Here is a 21,881-nt window from a genome sequence, read left to right on the forward strand (position 1 = left end):
TCAGACCTTCGTGTACTTATTCAAGGTGATCAGAGACGATGCCCCGGCCATGATCACACCGATGGCAATGAGGATCGGAGCCACGATGAGGACATTGACTCCCGAGATCAGGCTGAAGCCCGTCGCCTGGCCCTCCAGCCAACCGCTGACACCGAAGTGGACGAGCAGTCCCAGGGCACCGGCGGACAGGGTCGCACCGATCGCCGAGGCGATGACGCCCTCAAGCAGGAACGGGAGTTGGATGAAGGTGTTCGACGCACCCACCAGGCGCATGATTCCGGTCTCGCGCCGCCGGGAGAATGCGGACAGGCGGATGGTCGTGGCGATGAGCAGCATGGCACACAGCAGCATGATTCCGGCGATCGCGACCGCAACGACGGTGGCGATGTTAAGGACACCGAAGAGACGGTCGAGCAGCTGGTTCTGGTCAACGACCTCTTCGACACCTTGGGTCGAGGAGAACGATTCCTTGATGATGTCGTACTTCTCGGCGTCCTTGAGCTTGACCCTGAACGACTCGTTCATCTCATCTTCAGGCACGGTGCCTTCGAGGCTGGTGCCCTTGAACTGGTCCTGGAAGTGCTTGAATGCCTCGCCCTTGTCTTCGAAGTAGACCTCGTCGACGTAGGGGGCAAGCTCCGAGCTGTTGAGCTGATCTTCGATGTTCTTTTTCTGCGTATCGGTGGCTTCGCCCTCGACACAGTTGGTGGCCTCAGAATCCGGTGGGCACAGGAACACGGAGACCTGGACGCGGTCATACCAGTAGTCCTTCATCTGCCCGACCTGCATCTGCAGCAGGATTGCGGCGCCGACGAAGAGCAGGGACACGAAGGTCACGAGCACCACGGACAGGACCATGGAGACATTCTTGCGCAGCCCCGACCAGACCTCGGAGAGGATGAATCCGGCCCTCATGAGGCGACTCCGTAGGTACCCTCTTCGACGTCTCGGACGATGACTCCGTCGGAGAGTTCAATGACTCGCTTGCGCATCCGGTTGACGATCTCGCCGTCATGAGTGGCCATGAGCACCGTGGTTCCGTTGCGGTTGATCTTCTCCAGCACCGACATGATGTCAGCACTGGTGCTCGGGTCGAGGTTGCCTGTGGGCTCATCGGCGAGCAGGATTCCCGGTTTGTTCACCACCGCGCGGGCAATCGCCACGCGCTGCTGTTCACCACCGGAGAGTTCGTTGGGGTAGCGCTTCTCTTTGCCAGCCAGTCCCACGGTCTCGAGCACATCGGGGACCAGGGTCGACATGGCCGCCCGGGATTTGCCGATGACCTGGAGTGCGAAGGCGACGTTGGCGAATACGGTCTTGTTCGGCAGCAGACGGAAGTCCTGGAACACGGTGCCGATCCCCCGGCGCAGATAGGGCACCTTCCAGCTGGGCATCTTCACGACCGATTTTCCGGCGATGTGGATCCGCCCATTGCTGGGTACCTCTTCGCGGAGGATGAGTCGGATGACCGTGGATTTGCCCGAGCCCGAAGCGCCGACGAGGAACACGAATTCTCCGCGCTCGGCCTCGAACGAAATGTCGTCGAGTGCTCTGCGGGATCGTGCGTCGTAGGACTTCGAAACTGAGTCGAATTTGATCAAGAGGGTCTTCAATCATGTCGCGGATGGCTCGGCCGCTTCCACTGTACGTAACAGCCCCGTGATGATCCGGGAGGCTTAAGGGCGTGTGTTGCGCATTGGAGGAAGTTCACAGCGACACAGGAAGTTCACACAGCCGCCGAGGTGGTACTTGAACCAGCCGTGCAACCGCGCAGCCGCAGAAGAAGAATCAGGAGTCGTCTTCGGCCATTTCCTGTTCCTTGCGCCAGCGGATTCCTGCTTCGATGAGGCCGTCGAGGTCACCGTCGAAGACGTTCGAGGGATTGTTGACCTCGTAGCCGGTGCGCAAGTCCTTGACCATCTGGTACGGGTGGGTGACGTAGGAACGCATCTGGTCGCCCCAGCTGGCCTTGATGTCGCCGGCCAGTTCCTTCTTCTGAGCCGCCTCTTCCTTGCGTTTGAGGTCAAGCAGGCGTGACTGGAGCACGCGCATCGCGGCTTCGCGGTTCTGGATCTGGGACTTCTCGTTCTGCATGCTCACGACGACGCCGGTGGGTTCGTGCGTGATGCGCACGGCCGAGTCGGTCGTGTTCACGGACTGACCGCCGGGGCCCGATGACCGGTAGACGTCGATGCGCAGATCGTTCTCATCGATATCGACGTGGTCGGTGGATTCGATCAGCGGCACGACTTCGACGGCGGCGAAGGAGGTCTGGCGACGTCCCTGGTTGTCGAAGGGGCTGATGCGCACGAGGCGGTGGGTGCCGGCCTCCACGGACAGTGTGCCGTAGGCGTAGGGGGCGTTGACCTGGATCGTTGCGGACTTGATGCCCGCGCCCTCGGCGTAGGAGGTATCGAGCTGCTGCACGTTGTATCCGCGGTTCTCGCCCCAGCGGATGTACATGCGGATGAGCATCTGTGCCCAGTCGGTGGCGTCGTCGCCGCCGGCACCGGAGCGCACGGTCACGACGGCTGAACGCTCATCGTATTCGTGGTTGAGCAGCGTCGAGATCTCGAGTTCGGCCAGCTGGTCGTGCAGCTTCTTGAGGTCGCGTTCGGCCTCAACCTTCGAGTCCTCATCGCCTTCGTCCTCCGACATCTCGATGAGCAGCTCGGCATCGTCGATGCGCTCACCGAACTTCTCGAGCTTCTCCAGGGTTCCCTGTTTATGCGAGAGCGTGGCCGAGATCTTCTGTGCCGAGTCCGGATCGTCCCAGAAGGACGGCGCCGATGCCTGCTCCGTCATCTCAGCGACCTCGGAGCGGAGATTATCCAGATCGGACACGTCCAGGATCGCTTTGTAGGTCTGACGGAGGTTGGCGATTTCAGCAGAATAATCAGTGGGCATAATGATGCAATCCTAGTGCATGGCGGCCCTCAGGCTTGAATCCTCAGCCTTCACCCCCATCGATGACCGACGCCGAGGTGGTACGTGAAGTCGTACCACCTCGGCGCCGGTTCGGTTGGGTGCAGAACCCGGGAATGAGGCTGGGCTGCTGTTTTGCGGATCAGGCCGACACAGGCTCTGCGGCAGCGCTCCAGGTGTCGGGTCCGAAGACCTCGAAATGGACATTGTCGGCGGGAATGTCGAGTACTGCCAGACCGCGTCGCACGGCGTTCATGAACGGTGGTGGCCCGCACAGGTACACCTGCGCGTTCGCGGCGATGGGGACCTCACCGAGGTCGATGAAACCTTCGTGGACAGTGTCGGTGACCGTCCGGGCCCCAAGCTGTTCGTACCAGTGATGCATCTGCGCCCCGGGCAGCTGGTTCACCAGCTGCCCCATCTCGCGGCGGTGCGCGTGGGAGGCCATCGACTGGTCGGCGTGCAGGACCATGACGGGCCGCGTCGATTCGGTCTGCACCAGGTGGTTGAGTGCTCCGATGATCGGCGTGCATCCGATCCCGGCAGAGACGAGGAGGAGCGGCTCATCGGACTCTTCGACGACCAGGTCGCCGTAGGGCAGGGAGCAGCGCACGGTGTCGCCTTCGAAGATGTTGTCGTGGATGAAGTTCGAGACTTCGCCGGCCGGGACACCGGAGTCGGCGCGGCCGGGTTCGGCCTTGACCGTCACGGCCCATGAGGTGCGGTTCGAGGCTCTGGTCAGCGAATACTGGCGGATCTGCTGGGCCCCGTCGGGAAGTGTCACCTGCACGGAGAGGTACTGGCCCGGCTGCGCGGCGGGCAGTGCCGCGCAGTCTTCGCGGGCGAGTTCGAGGCTGACGGTGGTCGGGGATTCCTGGTTGCGGGAGGTCACGACGAGTTCGTTCCACACATCACCGGGCGCCATGTCGAAACGGGCGTAGAGGTTCTTCTCCGCCGCGATCAATGCGTCGGCCATGTCCCAGTAGACCGCGGTCCAGGCATCGACGACCTCCGGGGTGGCGGCCTCGCCGAGGACCTCGGCGATGGCGGCGAAGAGATGCTCGTAGACGATGGCGTACTGGTCTTCGGTGATCCCCAGCGAGGCGTGCTTGTTCGAGATCCGACTCATCATGGCATCGATGTTCGGTGCGTCCTCGGAGACGAGCAGGCTCGCGTATGCGGCAATTGCTCCGGCCAGAGCCTTCTGCTGTTCTCCCTGTGCCTGGTTGCCGCGGTTGAAGAGGTCGCTCTCCAGGTCAGGACGGGCAGCGAACATGCGCTCGTAGAAGATCGGGGTGATCTCACCGATCGAGGCGCCGACTGCCGGCAGGGTCTCGCGGATGACGGAAAGTGCGGGTTGGGAAATCACATCTGCCCCTTTCGTGATGCCAGTGCACCACGTGGCTGCAACGGCCTGTCCAGGTCGCTATTTTGGTTGGCGTCTGCGACATTACTACGCTGTGTAGAATTTTTTTCTACCGGTCGCAACCGTGAGAAATCTCAAGCCGAAATATGGACATCCGGTGGCTCGCAGCCGTTTCGCTGATACGTCACCCGTGTCGCTCTGGGCTTGAAGATCCGGGCCCGGCATTTCACTTACTGACATCGACCATTCCGTGGGCTCCCCGCTCGGCGTCGACCATCTTGTGGGAGACGAACGGGTAGTGTCCAGCCTCGGCGAATTCGAGTTCGACGAAGCCACCCTGTGCGGCTTCGAGGTCGAGAGTCTGGCTTGCACCCTTCTCGGAATTGTCGGGGCGGAGCAGGTATGCGCCTTCCTTATAGACGGTGTCGAACTGTCCGCCGATGATGTGGAAGGCACTCGATCGGTTCGGACCGACGTTGAGCACCCAGATCCGCACCCGCTCTCCGACGTGGGCGGTGAGCGGTTCATGGTCGTACTGGTTGGCGAAGCCGTTGAAGACCACGGCGTCGGGTTCTTCCCGACGCACCTTCTCTGAGTCGACGACCCCGCCCTGGGGTCCGAGGTAGAGCTCGGATTGGACGAACACGAATTCCTTGTCCACGGCCGGCAGCTCGGGTGGATCGATGATGACGGCACCGAACATGCCATTGGCGATGTGGGATGACATCGGCATGGTCGCGCAGTGGTACATCCAGATGCCGGAGTGGGTGGCTTTGAACGTGTAGGTGAGTGACTTCCCGGGCGCGATCGTGCGCATCGGCTTGTCCGGGGCCAGCTCACCGGCGTGGAAGTCGATCGAGTGCCCCATCGACCCGTCGTTGACCAGGGTGATTTCGAAGACGTCGCCGACCTTGCCGCGCAGGGTCGGCCCGGGCATGGTGTCGTTGAACAGCCACAGTTTCTGCCTGACGTTCGCGGCCACCATCTGTTCGACCTCGGTGACGGTGAAGATCTCCTTGTGGGTCGTGCCTCCCGGTGCGGGTGGCAGTTCAGCGTCCTGTGCGCTGAAGTCCTTGCCCGGATCGGCCATGAAGTCCAGGCCCGAGGCCGCCGAGGCTGTGCCCTCATTCGCGGCATCATCGCCGGTGGATTGCGCAGAGTCGTGATCCATTCCCGGCATCGCATCCGCCGATCCCCCATCTGCGGCATCATTGTCGCCTGCGTCCCTGGTGGCTGCGGCGCCGGTGGCGTTGACGGTGAAGACCATGCCCATCTGCTTATGGCCGGCGATCGAGCACCACCCATCGATATCGGAGCCGATGATGCCGACGTCCAGGCTCGTCGACTCCCCCGGTGCAAGCCTGCCGCTGTCGTGCCCATCGGCGAGCACGAGGTCGTGGACATCCTCATCATCCGTGTTCTTCAGGTCGATGATCAATCGGTTGCCCGCGGGCACATCGACGCTCGCCGGGGTGAAGCGCATATCTTTGGCTTCGACGCTCACGCGCGTCGTCTCACCTGTGGCGGCCACTCCCGCCGAGGTGGATGAGGCGTTGATCGCAGTCGTGGCACTCGGGTCAAGGGCGACGCCGCCGGCAACGGCGAACAGCACCGCTGCCACACCTGCTGCTGCGAGGCCCAGACTGTTTCGGTTCTCCTGCTTCTGCTGGGCCGCGCGTTCTTCCTTCGTCGCACGAACCTGCGCTTTCCGGTTGCCTGTCACGGGTTCGGGCGGGTTCTTCTTCGCTCGCCGTGAGGCCCTGATTCCGCGGAAGATCAGGGGCAGGAACGCAGCCAGCCCCAGCGCCACCAGCCCGGAGCACAGCACGCGGACCCAACTGGGAACCGGGAGCAGGCAGATCGCCAGCCCGAGGTTGATGATCGTGATCCGCAGCGCACCGAAGCGCGCGAACTCCGTGTTGGTGGCACGCACAGCGGCCGGTCCCCCGCCGAGGACGACCGGGAGGAGATAGGACAGCGCCCCGAAGAGCACCTGGGCGGCGAACCCGGCGGCCAACGCGGGCACCAGCCACGTGAAGCCTTGTGTGGCTTCGGCCCAGGTGGCGGAGGTGAAGAAGACCCAGGTGGTGGCAATCAGGCAGATGGCGAGCCAGACCATGGCCGCAGCGACGGAGAACGTCGGATACTCACGTGGCGGTTTGGCCAGCGCGGCTAAAACGAAGGGGCGGGCGATGAGTCCAACTCCACACAGGTAGCCCAGCAGTCCGATGCCGGCCGCCCAGGGATGGCTGAGCAGGGCACCGGCGAGCGCGATGGCCAGCGCACCGACGAGGATCGGCAGGGCTCTGCGAGCTGCCACCTCGGCGCCGGGCACGATCTTTGTGCGCAGCATCGTCGGCCACAGGGTCACCAGGGTGCCGATCACGGTCAGCCCGATCCACCCGAGCAGGTTGATCAGGGCGTGGGCGGCGACGAGGCGAGCATGCCACTCACTTCCGACGCCGAAGGCCAAGATGACGCCGAGGGCGACGCCGATCGGCAGCATGACTGCCGCGCTCAGGTAGTAGTGGAGGGTTGAGGCGAAGCGTGAGGCCAGGGCTGTGCGCGACTGAACCCAGAGGGTGAGCCCGTGCCAGACCACGGCCGTGGCCACCGCAATCGCACCGATGAGGACGAGGGCCCAGACGTCGACGACCATGCCGATGATGACGATGAGAGTGCCCGCGTTGAGCAGGATCAGGCGACTGCTCTGGCCTTTCCTGTCAGCGTCCGTCGATGGGGTGTGCAGCAGTGCCTCGGCGAAGTGTTTGGACCACACGAGGATGGAGTGGCTGACCGCGCCGAGGACGAGGAGGTGGATCATCAGCCATCTGGCCACAGGCAGACCGGGATGGGCGGCGATGATGATGAGCAGGAAGACGAGCCAGAATACGACGGGAATGTCGCGGATCAGCCATCGTCCACGGGCGGCGGTCGGCTCGTTTTGGCCGGGTCGGGGCAGATTGCGCGGACCCGGTGAGGAGATCTGAGGGTTCATGCGGGAGTGTCCGGTCCTATCCCGGTCGCGGCGGTTGCGGCGGCGCCGCCCGTGGCGTCCGCGCCGCCCGTGGCGTCCGCGCCGTCTGTGGCGTCCGCGCCGCCCGTGGCGTCTGTGGCGTCCGCGCCGTCTGTGGCGTCTGTGGCGTCCGCGCAAAGATCGAGTGTGAGGGGACGACGTTCGGCTCTGCCGCTCCGAGCACGCGTGCCGATCAGCGCCGAGGCTGCGGCCAGGATCGCAAATCCGAGCAGAGCGAGGATGTTGAGCACCCCGCCGACCTGCCAAGCCCAGTGCAGGTCGAGCCCGTCACCAAGGCCGATGCGCAGAATCAGCGACAGGTGCAGGAGCACGATGGGAATGTAGAAGCCGCGATTGTAGGGAAGCTGGATTCGCAGCACCGCGGGCAAGATCACGGTCGAGTGGGCGATGATCATCGAGACCGTGAAGCCGAGGAACACCGAGTGAACCACTGCGTCATAGACCCCACCATCGACGGCGTGTCCTCCGATGGTCCAGGCCAGGCCCGCAACGGCCAGCCACACATAGCCGGCCAGGAGGCAGGCACCCATGAAGCGGGTCTGGCCCGTGGACCGAACTGTCTTGCGTGCGACGTCATGGATGACCAGCCAGGAGACCAAGCCCAGGAGTGTGACACCCAAGAGTGGGTAGCCGATGCCGGGCCACAGCAGAGAGGCGAGCACGGCAAACGTTGTGGCAGTGATGATCACAAGGAACCAACGGGTGGCCACGGTTCCAATGGCGATGCGTGCGAGCTCGAGTCGTTCGGCGGCGATGGTGAAGATGACGAAACCGGCGAACCAGGGAATGAGGGTGGCCACCTCTGCGCCGCCGAGCCACATGAGCACCGCGCTCGCGGCCAGCACCGCACCGAGTGCCTGCACCAGGATCGCTTCGTCCCCATTGCGGCGATAGAGGGGAACGTAGAGAGCCACGAAGATGACAGTCCCGGCCAGGAGACAGAGCTGGCCGATGAGCAGCGGAAGCGGGGAGAGGACAGCGAGGGCGCCGAGCCCGATCAGAGCCGGGGCGAGGAAACCTGCCGGACGGGCAAGTGCCACGGCCCGTTCGAGAGAGATCAGGGTGGCGACGAAACCGAAGACCATGGCGATCCCGTGGACGCCGGGAAACGTCTCCGTCACGACCGGTGCCCACAGCCCCAGCAGTATGAGCGCTGCGTCGAGTCCGGCCAGCAGGGACAGCGCTGCCGGGATGAGGAAGTCCAGGCGTCGGATCACTGGCGGTCCCCGCGCGGGCTGCCCTCGCGTGGGCGAGCGCCTGGTTTCGGTGTTTCCAGGCGCAGGCGGCATGCTCCGGGTTCGGCGAAGGGTTCGAGCTGGCTGTCGGAATCCTGGTCCCCGAAGGTGTTCATGGCTCCACGGACCAGACCGAGGTGAACGCCGCAGACGATGTCGGGGTACTGATGGGCTGCGCTGAGCAGCGGGCAGCGGGTGAGCCTCACCTGCATGCTGTCATCGGCGGTATCCACAGCTGGTGCGAACCCGAGTTCGTCCAGCAGAGAGAGAGTCTGCTCCTGGGCAGTGGGATCCTGCTCCTGAGCAGTGGTGCCGTTGTGAGTGCCAGCGCCTGAGGCTTCATTGTCTGCGCCAGCACCTGAGCCCCCGTTGCCGAAGTCCGCCGCGAGCTGGTGGCCCCACTCGAGACCGGCGGCGATGCCGTCTCCCCGTGGTGAGTCGCTGGTGCGATGGATATACGCGGCCAGTGCAGCTGCCAGACCCGCGTATTCGGGTGCCCCCGTGGCCGCGGCACCGTCGGTGGCGAAGTACAGCCATGCCGGCCTGCCTCTCCCCTGCGAAAGCGCCTGCTCCTTGGCGGCAAGTCCCGAGGCGATGAGTGTGTCTAAGTGTTCGCGCACCGTATTGCCGTGCAGTCCAGTCATCGCCGAGAGCGCACCGATCGACACCGGTGCGGCTTGGGCACTGAGGTGATCGAGCACGGCTGCAACAGCGGGTGAGAGTCCCGCTGCCGGGACAGTTGGACTGGGTCCGAGCTCGGAGTTCTCGGCCTTGGCGGAGACGCGATTTATTTTCACGGTTTTAATTGTAATAAACTGTGGCCAAGTCTGCAGAGAAAGAGAGAACACCATGAGTAATGTCATGTTCACCTCCAATGAGGCCGAAGCCGATGTCGTCAACGACATCGAGCAGAACTACGCCGAGCACTCCGGCGCGATCGCCGCAAAGACCGAGGCACTCATCGCTGCCGTCGCCCGCGGAGACGAGTCCTGGGAGTCCGCACGCGATGACCTATCGACCTGGGCGGCAACCTCGGTGACTTCCGCGGTCAAGGCAGAGTCCGCGCATGTCCTCGCCGCCGCCAAACAGCTGACGGAGACTCGCCCCCTCGCAGAGGCGATCGATGCCGAGACCAACATCTTGACCTCCCTGCTGCGCGACGTTGCCGGCGCCGAGGACGGCGTCCGAGCCGCTGCGAGCGCCAGGGCAACCCGGTCGGTGTTCGATCTGCATGCCGAGAATATGACTGCTCGCCTCGTGCCTCTGCTGGCGGGCGAGTCCAGCGTATCCCTGGCCGACCTCTGGGCACAGGTCACCTCCGATTCTTCGATCGAGGCACACGAGCCCGACCCCTTATCCTCCGCACCGGCCGACGATCACGCGCACAGCTGCACCTGCGGGGAGTCGGATGGGCCAGAACATCCGGAACTGGATGTGCGCACGGTTCCTCATGCAATTCGCCATGCAACTGTCTTCGGTGCCCTTGACTCTGTGTCACCCGGAGATGGAATGGTGCTCGTCGCCCCGCACGACCCGCTGCCGCTCCTGGCACAGATTGACCAGCGCTACTCGGGCGGGTTCAGTGTTGAGTATCTTCAGCGTGGCCCCGAGGCCTGGCGCCTCGACTTCATCCGCGCCTGAGAACGAGGGCCATTCGCCCTCACCGATGACCGAGTCAGGGCCGAGCCCCGGACCTAGCTGCCGAAAAATAGCGCCACCGGCGGGAGATCAAGTCATCCCGCCGGTGGCGCGGTCTATGGTGTGCAGGCCCGTCGTCGCAGGCTGCTGCAATGGTGATGAGAATCTATACCCGAACACGGGAATGTGCAATGCGGATGCAGTGGTATTCCGCCTCTTGGCCTACGCCTGAAACTACACGCAGGGCATTCGGACTTTCGCTCAGAGTTATCCACAGATTCGAGAAATTGCTGGATTCTTCATTCGACTACAGATAAGTTAAAAACAAATCCAGCTGTTGGAAATGGGTTTCGTTTTCTGTCTGCCAGGGGTTCAATGTGGAAGCCACCGAGGTTATCAAGAGCGAAGTGCACAAGAGGATCAGGGACCTCGATGTGGACCCTCGCGCCGATATGCAACGCTCTCGCGAGGTCATTCGCACAGTCATCTCCGAGTACGACGAGCGCAGTCTGGTCGCGGATCTTCCACCTTTGGAAGACAAGGAAGCCACGTTTCGCTCCATTGACAATCAGCTCTCGGGGTTCGGTGCGTTGCAGGACTATTTCGATGACCCTCGGGTTGAGGAGATTTGGGTTAATTCTCCCAGCGAGGTCTTCATCGCCATCGACGGACTCCACCAGCTGACGACGACGAAGCTCACTGCTGGTGAACTCGATGACCTTATCGAGAGAATGCTGCGCACCTCAGGGCGACGGGTCGACTTATCCCAGCCCTTCGTCGACGCCATGCTTCCCGACGGTTCCCGACTCCACGTCGTCCTCCCCGATATCACCCGCTCCTTCCCTGCCGTCAATATCCGCAAATTCATTCAACGACCACGCAACCTCGCCGGCCTCGTTGCTCAGGGATCCCTGACTCCGGCGGCCGCCAGATTTCTGGATGCGGCAGTCGCCAGCGGAGCCAATATTTTGGTCTCCGGGGCCACCCAGGCCGGCAAGACCACCATGCTCAATGCTCTGGCTGGTTCCATTCCCGCCCGTGAACGCATCATCTCCTGCGAAGAGGTCTTCGAACTCAACCTGCCCAGCCGCGACTGGGTTCCCATGCAATGTCGCCAACCGTCATTGGAAGGCACCGGCGAAGTGACCTTGAGAGACCTCGTGAAGGAAGCCCTGCGCATGCGGCCAACCCGCATCATCGTCGGCGAGGTTCGTGAGGCCGAGAGTCTCGACCTGCTCGTCGCCTTAAATTCGGGACTGCCCGGGGCCGGCACAATTCACGCGAACTCCGCCCGGGCCGCGATCACGAAGATCTGCACCCTACCGCTTCTGGCCGGGGCGAACATCTCCTCGTCCTTCGTCGTCCCGACTGTGGCGGTGAGCATCGACGTCGTGATCCACCTGCGACGTGATCCGAATGGGACCCGCCTCGTCAGTGAGATCTGCGCTGTCCCCGGTGGCGTCGAAGGTGACGTCGTCGAACTCGACACCATCTTCCATTCGCCGCAGGGACAGTTGGTGCGCGGTCAGGGATTCGGCCACCTCGGCGATCGATTCGCCGCCATCGGCAAAGATCTCCATTCCATTCTGGAAACCGCATGAGCTATTCCCAATTCAGTCTCCTCATCGGTGCCTGCTTCGGTGCCGGCCTGTTCCTGCTGTGGATGTCACTGTGGCAGAGGCGATCAAGGACACGGGTGCAGAGACGATGGGTCCGCGAGCTCGATGACATGCTCACCGGTGCCGGGTTCCCACGGATGCGTCCGAGCCACCTGATCCTCATCTCGATCGCCGTCTTCATCATCGTCAGCGTCCTCGCCACTGTCCTCACGGGTTCGTGGGCGATCGCACTGTGCTTCGGAGCCTTCGCCTCGTGGCTGCCTCACCGGCTGCTCCAACATCGGGCTCGCAGTAAACAGGTGATGCGTCGTGAGCTGTGGCCCGAAACCCTCGACCACCTCAACTCCGGCGTTCGAGCCGGCCTGTCACTGCCCGAGGCGTTGAGTTCGCTGGCCCACCGAGGACCCGAACCCCTGCGACCGCTGTTCGAAGTCTTCTCCGAGGAATACCGGGCCAGCGGCTCATTCGCCATCGCCCTCGAACGCTTCCGGCAAGTCAGCGCCGACCCGGTGGCCGATCGGATCGTCGTCGCACTCAGCGTGACCAGGCAGGTCGGCGGAAGCGACCTCGGCACGATGCTGCGTGCCCTCGCCCAGTTCGTCCGCGACGATGCCCGCACCCGCAACGAACTCTCTGCCAGACAGCAATGGACGGTCAATGGTGCCCGGTTGGCCGTGGCTGCCCCCTGGGTGGTGCTCGCGTTCCTCTCCACTCGGCCAGAGACAGCGACCGCCTACAATTCCCAGACCGGACTGCTTCTCCTGGCCGCCGGCTTCGTGGTCTCTCTCCTGGCCTATCAGGCGATGAAGCGAATCGGCAGGCTCCCCGAAGAGCCTCGGGTCATCGAAGGTTCGTCCCTTTCCTCGTCGTCGTTCCACCGTTCGGCCGGGAGCAGTGAGGCCACGTGAGCACTCCGGCCGATCCACTCACAATCCTCGCCCTCGGGGCGTTCAACGGGTTCGCACTCTGTGTCTTCGTCCTCTCGCTGCCGCCGCTGCGCCGACCGACACTGTCCTCACGCATCGCTCCGTATCTGCGTGACCAGGAATCGCTGGTCGACATCTATTCTCCGCCGACTCCCCGCACGGAAGGGCTGATGGGACTGCTCAAGTCCACCACATTCGGCGCGACCATGTGGGTGACGTCGCGGATCACCACCGACGCCACATTGAGCCTGCGGATCAACCGCCTCGGCGGGGGTGCGTCTCTGGAACGCTTCCGCATCAATCAGATTCTGAGCATTCTGGCCGGAATGATCGCCGCCGGATGCGTGGCCGGTCTGCTCTCGGCACAACGCGGATTCTCCCCCGTGGTCACCCTCGTCCTCATCATCAGCGGCGGCATCGCCGGACACATCGCCAATGATTGGCGTCTGAGCCAGGCCATCGCCCGTCACGAGTCACGTGTTCTCGCGGAGTTTCCGACAGTCGCCGAACTCCTCGCCTTATCGATCACCGCCGGTGAGGGGATCGTCGAAGCACTCGAACGGGTGTGCCGCACATGCTCGGGCGACCTGGTCGATGAACTGCGCACGGCCTTGGCGACGACGAGAACCGGAACTCCGCTCGTCGACGCGCTCGATTCGATGGCGACTCGGATCGCCATTCCCGAGATCGTGCAGTTCGTCGACGGTCTGGCCGTGTCGATGACCCGCGGCACTCCGCTGGCGGAGGTGCTGCGTGCTCAGGCCGCCGATGTGCGCGAACAGTCGCGCCGTCGTCTTCTGGAGCTGTCGGGAAAGAAGGAAATAGGAATGCTGGTGCCGGTAGTCGTATTTGTACTTCCGGTGACCGTCATCTTCGCTGTCTTCCCCTCTCTCACCGTCCTCGATCTGAGCCCCTGATTCGAGCCCAATTCTGGAACCTCTGACCCGAGCCAGCGCACCTTCTCGGCTCCGCCCACGCCACCATCTGATCGCGACACCAAGCGATCGCCCTGGAAGAAGGAGACACCATGTTCCACCACCTGATGAACCGATTCGCCGTGTTCGTCATCGGCCTCTCAGCCGACGCCCCTGACCGACGAGGCGAGCGCCGAGGCGATAGCAGATGTGATCGGCCCGACCGCGGTGACGTTCCCGGATGGGTCCTCATCACTTTGATGACGGCAGGTTTGGTCGTTGCCCTGTGGGCACTGGCCGGTGAAGCCTTCACCTCGATGTTCCAGGACGCGATGAACAAGGTCCGGGGCGCCGGGTGAGTCACCGGGACTGCGGATGCGAGTCGAAACCGGAATGCAAGGCTCGTGCTGATTCCGGTTCCGCGATCGCTGAGTTCGCCCTCATCGGTTCGCTCCTGGCCCTCGTGCTGGCCGGAACCCTGCAGATCGGTCTGGTCATCCACGTCCGCAACACCGTCATCGATTCCGCCATCGCCGGTGCCCGCCAAGCCAGCCTCGCCGATCAGTCCCCGGCCGATGGCAAACGCCTCGCCTCCGAACTCATCACGGTCTCCGTGGGCGAGCGCTATGCCGAGTCGATCACCGTCACCACGGTCCAGCACGGTCAGGTCGACATCGTCGAGGTCCGGGTGCGGACTCCGCTGCCTGTCCTCGGACTATGGGGCCCCGCCGAGGTGTGGGATCTGAGCGGACGGTCCATCGTTGAGGACGTCGCCAGTGACTGAATCTGACGCGCAGACATCGGAGGAACGCCGCGATTCGGGCACGGCCGTCATCGAGTTCATCTTCGCCTCGATCGTGCTGCTCATTCCTGTCGTCTACCTCATGCTTGCAGTTTCCCAACTGCAGGCCGCCAGCTATGCCACCACCTCAAGTGCGATTTCGGCCTCGCGGATCGCGGCCCGCGATGCCGATCCCTCCGAGCGTCGAGCGCATCAGGTCGCAGACATGCATTTCACCGACTTCGGGCTCACCGGTGTTCCCGTCACCATCGACTACTCATGTTCTGGGGTCTGTGGACAAGCAGGTTCCCTCATCACCGCTCGGGTCGAGACGAAGGTGTCTCTGCCCGGATTTCCACTCCTCTTCGGTTCCAAATACTCCCCACACATCACTCTCCGTGCCAGCCACACGGATGTTGTCGCCACCGCAGGTGAGGGCTGAAATGACATCTAAGCAGCACCGAACCCCCGCCGACGACGGATCGATCACTCCGCTGGCGATCGGCTTCGTCGTCATCGCCCTGCTTCTGGCCTTCCTCATCGCGGCGCTGACGGATCTGCACATGACCAGACGAGAGCTGCAGAGCGTGGCAGACTCTGCAGCCCTGGCCGCATCCGACTCGTTCGAGCCTGCTCCTGGCGGTGAACCTGGACTGGTGTTCTCTCCCCCGGCGGCCAAACGTGCCGCCAGTCGGTACGTGGCCGCGGTGCCGACCCCGCAGGGACTGCACAATGTGGAGCTCAGCGCCGATGCCGACGGGCAGCATTCGGTCGTGATCCGCCTGCACGCCGACTACACCCCCGCGCTGCTCTCACGTTTCGTCCCCGGCCTCATCGAGCTGCAGGCCACCGCATACGCTCGTGGGTCGCTGCGCATTTCCTGAGGATGCCTTCAAACGACTCGCACGTGATCTCCTGTTGGTGCCTTCCCCCACTTCTGCTCGAATCGCCTGTGGACACAGACTCACCGTCCACAGGGACGCAAGGAGCCCTAGCCGCCGGTGGCGCAAGTCGTGATCCTGGGAGCATGAACACGCTCGGCCTCATTCATCGCATCGACGCAAACGCTAACATTCGCACCGACGTGATCGAGGCAGACTCCGAGGTGCCTGTTCTCCAGGTATTCCGCGCCGTCTTCGGCCCCATCCTGACCTCGACGGACCTCATCACAGGAAACCGTCTGCCCGCAGGCTCCGGACACCCAGAGAACACGGTGAAATCAATGGCGTGGGGACGCTGGCAGTCTCTGAACCCGGTCACAGTCCTCGGAGCGTCCGCGCTCTGTCGCGGTTCAGGATCTGCCTGCGTGACGGTGCTCGCGGGCCCCGATTCCGGATTCACGATCGACATCGATCCCCGCGCTCCTCTACTCAGTCGGATCAGTCAGCCCGGATGCCTCACCATCGTCGACCCGTGCATGTCCCGCCAGCCGACGCGACTGGAACTCGGACCCGCCAGAGAGCAGACATTCTCAGCCTTGGGCACCACAGTCTTCGCCCCCGCCTCCCGGACCACGCCCCAGCCAAGTCGAACTCGCTCAGACACTCACATGCTTCGTGCCTCCACCGCTCGCGGTCGGGAACCCACGCATGTGGCACCCAGACTGATCGACGATCCTCGCCCGGCCAAACCTCCCCAATGGTGGGCGTTCCTCATCCCCATCGCCATCGGTGGGGTCCTCGCCCTCGTCACCGGAATGTGGTGGTTCCTCCTCTTCAGCATGTCCGCGCCCATCTCCGGATACGTCGCCTACGTCATGGAGAAGCGTCGGTATGTCCGCGATTGCGCTCAATGTGTCATCGACCGGAAAGGCGCCGTCGAGACAGCGAAGCGCAGGTTGGCCACTCTGGTCATCGAACACAGGCGTCGGCTGCAGTCAGAGTCGGGTCTGTGCCTTGGCTTCGGATCAGCGCTCGGCCCCATCACTATCGCCGATGAGCTTCGCACAGGCACCGATCACCTTGACGGGACGGTCATCATCGATGATGTGCCGCTTCGCATCGACCCGAGCACAACCTCGGTGACGGTCACCGGCGATCACGAGCAGCTGCGCCGCATGGCCCTGTCCTGGTTGGCCGATCCCGCCTACGAGTGGTCCCCCGACCAGAACCTGCTCCGGCTGCCGGAGCTGCAGGGCGGTCGCTTCAGCCACGAGGATCCAACCGAGTCGATGATCTGCGTAAGCTTTTCCGGACCGGATTCAACGACGACGCTGCATGCACAGGCACCCGCGCCCACCGCCTCGATCTCCCTTTCGCTGGGCAGTCTGGCCCAGGCGCGCACCGAGGACTCCTCAGCGGTAGAAGGTCCCGTGCCCGGCAGAACTCTCACTGCCGCCCTCATGCCACCCGGCCGGTTCCTCACCCTCGAATACCGGGAGGTGAGCAGGGCCGGGAACGAGCGTCTGCCCAACCACGGCCTCGGCGACCTCTATGATGACGCGCCGCAGGCCATTCGCCGGCGCTGGGCTCGAACTTCGCCCGGACCGGTCACGATCGGGCGCGGACAAAACGGGGACATCACCCTCGACCTCTTCAACGACGGACCCCACGCACTCGTGGCGGGCACGACCGGCAGTGGGAAATCCATACTGCTCCAGACCTGGCTGCTCGCGATGGCCTTGGAACACCCACCTTCGCGGCTGAACTTCGTCCTCATCGACTTCAAGGGTGGGGCGACATTCTCCCCACTGGAAGATCTGCCGCACACGGACAGCGTCCTCGATGATTTCGATTCGGCTGCAGCCTTCCGCGCCTTAGTCTCAGTCCGTGCCGAGATCACCCGACGCGAGCGACTCCTCGCCGACCACGAATGCTCCGATGTCCTCGAACTCGACGATCGCCCGCCGAGGTTGGTCGTCGTCATCGATGAGTTCCACGCCCTCATGGCGACCCACCCGAAGGCAGCCGATCTGCTCGAGCACCTGACAGCTTTGGGCCGGTCCTTGGGCGTGCATCTGATCCTTGCCACGCAGCGCCCGCTCGGCATCGTCACCGGGCAGATGAAAGCCAACATCAATATTCGGGTGTGCTTGCGCGTGCGCGAGGATGCGGACTCCTTCGATGTCATCGGAGTCAACGATGCCGCACGCCTGCCACCTGAGAGCCCGGGCGCTGCGTGCCTCGACTCGGGTTCGTCGATCGTGGAGTTCCGGGTCGCCGTCCCCACGTCCACTGCTGTCACCACTGCCGAGGTGCGCCACCGGCCTCGTCTGCGACCGTGGGAACCTGGCCGGGGTCTTCCCACCCAGCACAGCGTCAACGGAATCCGTGTCAGCAATCTCCAACAGGCAGACCGTGAGAACCGTGACCAGTCACATCCGCCGCCGCCTCCACGTCACCCTGTGGTTCTCCCACCACTGCCCGATCTCGAGAATGTCCCTGTACTGTTTTCAGCGTCGTCTGCTGAGGGCAGCCCCAAAGAAGACGATCCAGGGGTGACGGATACGTCGGTGACCGGGATCGTGGACATTCCCAGCCACCAGAAGCAGAGCACCTGGTCATATTCTCCTGCCCTCGATGGCTCGACCATCATCGTCGGCAACGACCCAGATGCCATCGCGTCAGTCATGCGGCGAATGGCATCCAGTGCCGCTGCGACCCACCGAGTGGTGGCCCTGGGACGAATCGCAGAGTCCATGGATTGGGCCGAGGTCACTTGCGGAATGGACACCGGGTGGCGATTTCACACGATCCTCGACCATCTGCACCGTGCTTCTACGGTAGGCAACGTACCCACCGGCACCGGCACCCTGCCGGCCACGATCGTGGTGTGCAGCAATTGGAACGAATTCATCGACTCCATGGACCACCAGATGGCTGCCGAAACGGAACGGCTGCTCAAATATGGTTCTGGGTTGGGGTTGACGTTCCTGTTGGCCGGGTGCCGCACGTCTACGAGCACAAGTGCCGCCTTCACATCACAGGTAATCTTCCCACCTGGGGCAGGAGGTGACGGACTCAGCGTCGGATTGTCCCGGCAACGATTCGTCGGAACGTGGCCCGAATACAGGGCAGTGCTCGTGGGCCCCAATGCACAGGAAGCCGGTGGTGACGGCGCCGATGTGCAGTTGGTGCCTCACCAGCAGAATATCGCCCACGCATTCGACAGCCATGACAGACGCGGCACCTTCGAACCACGATGGCGCGGACTCACTGCGGTACCCGGGCGTGGAGCCCCGCGACTGGATCCGGCGGGCACAGGGATCCCGCTGGGAACCGACCCCTTCGGTGCCCTCGTTGTATGGGATCCGAACCGTGACGGAGAGGTTCTCAGTGTCAGAGGATCACCGCAGTCTGGGAAAAGCACGACAGCAGCCATGTTGCAGGAAACGTGTTCCTCTCAAGCAACAGCCAGCCGGAAAGCGCTCGCGGTCCATGACGATGCGCATCTGGAGACGAACTCGGACGCCGTCGATCTCGGCGACGGTGGCCTGCATGTGCTGACGATGCCGGTACGGTTCACTCCCGGCTACGGCTCATCATTGGCTAAGGCACAAGGCCTGGGGCCGATGCTGATCCTCGGCGCCCACAGTCGGCAGGACCTCAGCAACCTGGGTTTCCTCAGGCTGCCACCACTCGACGGGGATCCGGGGACAGCATGGTTCGTCACCGAGCAGCGAACTCAGGCAGTGAGGCTCTTCTCAGCGGAGAGAACCGTTGAGCCCAGTCCCAGCCCGGCACACCTACCGGGCTCTCTCGCGACATCGAATCGATCGTCTTAACTTCTGGATGTCTTGTATCGAGCTGGACGTCTTGTATCGACCCTGGTCACGGCAGAGTTCGCCCGGCCGATCACGATTCGAGGCGACGATCAGTCAGTGTGCGCGTTGTGCCTGCCGGCGGGCATTGACTCGGTGTGGTCGATGAGCTGGTAGGGGCGGCGGCCCTCACCCCGAACAATGGCGAAGTAGGCCAGCCACAGTGCTCCGACCCAGAGAAGACCCACCCACAGTGCCGGACGGGAATCAGGCACGATTCCGACCATGACGATGACGAAGCCGATGAACGCCACCGTAGCCCAGGACCCCACGGGCCACAGCGGCATCGGGAACTCACTGCGCAGTCGGTTCTCCTGTGCCAGCACCCGTTTCATCCGAATATGAGCGGCGAGGATGACCAGCCACACCAGAACCGTCGCAAACGTCGCCAATGCGCCCAGCAGGAACAGGGCCTGGTCGGGGTAGAGATAGTTGAGGAGCACGCCGATCAGCAGAGCCACGATCATCGTGATCACTGTCATCACCGGCACTCCGTTGCGGGTGGTGTGGGCGAAGGAACGCGGTGCCTGCCCCTGTTCCGACAGACCGTGGAGCATCCGACCGGCGCCGAAGATATCGGCATTGATGGCGGAGAGCGCCGCCGTAATGAGCACAACCTGAAGGATGGCAGCTGCCGCACTGAAGCCGACAGAGTCGAAGATTGCGACGAAGGGACTGATCTCCGAGGTGATCTGGTTCCAGGGCAGGATGCACATGATCACCCCGAGGGTGAGCACATAGAAGAGCAGGATGCGCACCGGCACCGAGTTGATGGCGGCCGGCAGCACTTTCCTGGGGTTCTGTGCTTCACCGGCGGTGACTCCGATGATCTCGATGCCGCCGAAGGCGAACATCACGATCGTGAATGATGAGAGAAGTCCCCAGAATCCGTGGGGGAACAGCCCACCGTGGTCGAACAGAGCCTCCGGACCCATCTGATCGTGGGAGGCAATGCCGAAGCCGAAGATGATGATGGCCACGCCGGCCGCGATGAGGGCGATAATCGCGACGATCTTGATGAGCGCGAACCAGAACTCCAGCTCACCGAAGACTTTGACGCCGATCATGTTGATGGCGGCGATGAAGAACACGACGGCCAGCACCCAAATCCAGCGCGGCACTCCGGGGAACCAGAAGCCCATGTACACGCCGATGGCGGTGGCGTCGAAGACGGCGACGAGGACCATTTCGAAGACGAAGGTCCAGCCGACGAGGAAACCGGCGAAGGGGTGGAGATAGCTCGATGCGAACTGACCGAAGGATCCCGAGACAGGGTGGCGGACCAGCATTTCGCCCAACGCACGCATCACCATGAAGACGGCGGCACCGCCGATGATGTAGGCAATCAGCACAGACGGACCAGCGGCCTGGATCGACTCCGAGGACCCCATGAACAGCCCCGTGCCGATGGCCGACCCCAAGGCCATGAAACGGATGTGCCGGGCACTCAGTCCCCTGTGCAGGCCCACGTTCTCAGTGTCCTTGGCATGGCTGATCGCCTCACTGCTCCCCCTGTCAGCTGAAGACATGGGTGTCCTACTTTCTCTCAAACTCTCTCGACAAGCCTGGCCCAGTCATTGTGAGCTCTGGGGCCTTCGGCCGGTAGGCGCCTCAGACACGGTCCGAGGATCGGTGAGGTGGTCCCGGCTGCAACGTCTGCTCAGCGAGCGTCGGCGGGCGGTCCCGAGAGAGTTTCGTAGCGGTAGAGTTCCGTGGCTTGACCGGATTCGAGGAGTCGGTCTGCCAGGGCGGAAACTACCGGCATGCCACTCGTGACTTCGAGGACGACGTCGGCATCGACGGAGAGCCGAGCGAGGAGGAGCTCGGCGTCGGCGATCGCTGCCCTGAACAGCTCGCTCGTAGTGTCGGAGGCTTCCTCGCGAGTTTCGAACATCGATCCGATGAAGAGTTCAGTGGGTGCTTCCTCGTCGTCACCTGGTGCCGGCATGGCATCCGTGATCTCGACGCCAGTCTGGTTGGCTTCGCGAGCGTAGGAGACAGCGAAGGCGCTCAGCCCGGAGTCTTCAGCCGCACCGGCGTCACCGCCCAGCAGAGCGGCGCCATGGGCTCCGGCGGCTTCGGAGAGGAACGCGTTGTTGACCTGTCCGATCGTCAGCGGACCAACAGCGTCGTCCTTGTTCACAGCCGTGTACCAGGCCAGAAACGCCTTCGTCAGTTTCACCGATCCGGTGGCCACAATCTCGAGGTCCTCGGCACGTCCGCCACCGCTGGGCGGCAGTGCGCCGGCGGCAACCTTAATCACTCGTGTCGTCGTCAGAGGAGTGAAGCCCAGTGCCTGCGCGAATCCGGCACCCGGGCTGCCGGCCTGCACTCGTGTGCGCAGGTCCAGTCCTTCCAGTGCGGTCCCGACGGTCTCGGCGCAGGCGGCTTCGAAGAGTTCTCGTCCCTGACCGTGGCCCTGTTCCTCGCTGGCGACCTCGACGTGGACCCACGCCCGGTGAGGGTGAAGCGGAGATTCGGCGATCGCGGCAGCACCGACGGGAACCTCGGGCACTACCTCGGCGATGACGGAGCGCAGCAGGGGTGCGTCCGAGGACGGGCGGAACAGGGACCTGGCCATATGAGCGGCCGGCGTATCGGCGTCGGTGAACACCTCGTTCAACCGCAGGTCGTCACCATCGGTCAGGTCTCTGATCGGCATTGTGTGCGCTCCTTGAACG

Annotated in this window: 18 protein-coding genes; 9 read left to right on the forward strand and 9 right to left on the reverse strand. The window is 63.4% G+C overall.

Going from position 1 to position 21,881, the window contains the following annotated elements:
• The 7 genes from ftsX to INT40_RS06840 form a co-directional block, all read right to left on the reverse strand.
• A complete protein-coding gene (ftsX, locus tag INT40_RS06810) occupies positions 1-915 on the reverse strand; it encodes a permease-like cell division protein FtsX (RefSeq protein WP_193071472.1) in 915 nt (304 codons plus the stop codon).
• On the reverse strand, positions 912-1,601 hold the full coding sequence (ftsE, locus tag INT40_RS06815; RefSeq protein ID WP_101573039.1) for a cell division ATP-binding protein FtsE: 690 nt from the start codon (positions 1,599-1,601) through the stop codon (positions 912-914). Before ftsE ends, ftsX begins: the two co-directional genes overlap by 4 nt.
• A gap of 187 nt (positions 1,602-1,788) precedes the next feature.
• Positions 1,789-2,907, reverse strand: coding sequence for a peptide chain release factor 2 (gene prfB / locus INT40_RS06820; RefSeq protein ID WP_101573041.1), 1,119 nt, complete (start codon positions 2,905-2,907; stop codon positions 1,789-1,791).
• 160 nt (positions 2,908-3,067) lie between these two features.
• Positions 3,068-4,294 carry a globin domain-containing protein gene (locus INT40_RS06825; protein ID WP_193095781.1) on the reverse strand — a complete coding sequence of 409 codons (1,227 nt, stop codon included), beginning with the start codon at positions 4,292-4,294 and terminating at the stop codon, positions 3,068-3,070.
• 223 nt (positions 4,295-4,517) lie between these two features.
• Entirely contained in the window at positions 4,518-7,289 is a 2,772-nt protein-coding gene (locus INT40_RS06830) for a multicopper oxidase domain-containing protein (protein WP_193095782.1), read from the reverse strand.
• The gene (locus INT40_RS06835; RefSeq protein WP_193095783.1) at positions 7,286-8,545 is read right to left on the reverse strand and encodes a hypothetical protein; all 1,260 of its coding nucleotides are present in this window, start codon (positions 8,543-8,545) and stop codon (positions 7,286-7,288) included. The genes INT40_RS06830 and INT40_RS06835 overlap by 4 nt, the downstream gene beginning before the upstream one ends.
• Entirely contained in the window at positions 8,542-9,360 is an 819-nt protein-coding gene (locus INT40_RS06840) for a helix-turn-helix transcriptional regulator (RefSeq protein WP_319021955.1), read from the reverse strand. Before INT40_RS06840 ends, INT40_RS06835 begins: the two co-directional genes overlap by 4 nt.
• Positions 9,361-9,412: 52 nt before the next feature.
• On the opposite strand from INT40_RS06840, the gene INT40_RS06845 reads away from it, so the two are divergent.
• The 9 genes from INT40_RS06845 (at position 9,413) to INT40_RS06885 (ending at position 19,164) form a co-directional block, all read left to right on the forward strand.
• Complete coding sequence (locus tag INT40_RS06845; protein ID WP_193095784.1) at positions 9,413-10,204, forward strand: DUF2249 domain-containing protein; 792 nt, start codon at positions 9,413-9,415, stop codon at positions 10,202-10,204.
• Between the two features lie 374 nt (positions 10,205-10,578).
• A complete protein-coding gene (locus tag INT40_RS06850; RefSeq protein WP_193095785.1) occupies positions 10,579-11,802 on the forward strand; it encodes a CpaF family protein in 1,224 nt (407 codons plus the stop codon).
• Positions 11,799-12,728: a type II secretion system F family protein gene (locus INT40_RS06855; RefSeq protein WP_193071467.1), complete on the forward strand. Its 930-nt coding sequence runs from the start codon at positions 11,799-11,801 to the stop codon at positions 12,726-12,728. The genes INT40_RS06850 and INT40_RS06855 overlap by 4 nt, the downstream gene beginning before the upstream one ends.
• A complete protein-coding gene (locus tag INT40_RS21180; RefSeq protein WP_193095786.1) occupies positions 12,725-13,663 on the forward strand; it encodes a type II secretion system F family protein in 939 nt (312 codons plus the stop codon). The genes INT40_RS06855 and INT40_RS21180 overlap by 4 nt, the downstream gene beginning before the upstream one ends.
• A 110-nt stretch (positions 13,664-13,773) precedes the next feature.
• Positions 13,774-14,019: a hypothetical protein gene (locus INT40_RS06865; protein ID WP_226830897.1), complete on the forward strand. Its 246-nt coding sequence runs from the start codon at positions 13,774-13,776 to the stop codon at positions 14,017-14,019.
• Complete coding sequence (locus INT40_RS06870; protein ID WP_193095787.1) at positions 14,016-14,444, forward strand: TadE/TadG family type IV pilus assembly protein; 429 nt, start codon at positions 14,016-14,018, stop codon at positions 14,442-14,444. The genes INT40_RS06865 and INT40_RS06870 overlap by 4 nt, the downstream gene beginning before the upstream one ends.
• Positions 14,437-14,883, forward strand: a complete 447-nt coding sequence (locus INT40_RS06875; RefSeq protein ID WP_193095788.1) for a hypothetical protein — start codon at positions 14,437-14,439, stop codon at positions 14,881-14,883. The genes INT40_RS06870 and INT40_RS06875 overlap by 8 nt, the downstream gene beginning before the upstream one ends.
• A 1-nt stretch (position 14,884) precedes the next feature.
• On the forward strand, positions 14,885-15,325 hold the full coding sequence (locus INT40_RS06880) for a pilus assembly protein TadG-related protein (RefSeq protein ID WP_193095789.1): 441 nt from the start codon (positions 14,885-14,887) through the stop codon (positions 15,323-15,325).
• A gap of 143 nt (positions 15,326-15,468) precedes the next feature.
• The gene (locus INT40_RS06885) at positions 15,469-19,164 is read left to right on the forward strand and encodes an FtsK/SpoIIIE domain-containing protein (protein ID WP_193095790.1); all 3,696 of its coding nucleotides are present in this window, start codon (positions 15,469-15,471) and stop codon (positions 19,162-19,164) included.
• 89 nt (positions 19,165-19,253) lie between these two features.
• Here the strand turns inward: INT40_RS06885 and INT40_RS06890 are convergent, their stop codons facing one another.
• Together INT40_RS06890 and INT40_RS06895 are read right to left on the reverse strand one after the other, a co-directional pair.
• The gene (locus INT40_RS06890; protein WP_193095791.1) at positions 19,254-20,729 is read right to left on the reverse strand and encodes an amino acid permease; all 1,476 of its coding nucleotides are present in this window, start codon (positions 20,727-20,729) and stop codon (positions 19,254-19,256) included.
• A 131-nt stretch (positions 20,730-20,860) separates the two neighbouring features.
• Positions 20,861-21,862: a GNAT family N-acetyltransferase gene (locus INT40_RS06895; RefSeq protein WP_193095792.1), complete on the reverse strand. Its 1,002-nt coding sequence runs from the start codon at positions 21,860-21,862 to the stop codon at positions 20,861-20,863.
• Positions 21,863-21,881: the final 19 nt, after the last annotated feature.

The sequence above is a fragment of the Brevibacterium sp. FME17 genome, from assembly GCF_014897515.1.
GTDB lineage: Bacteria > Actinomycetota > Actinomycetes > Actinomycetales > Brevibacteriaceae > Brevibacterium.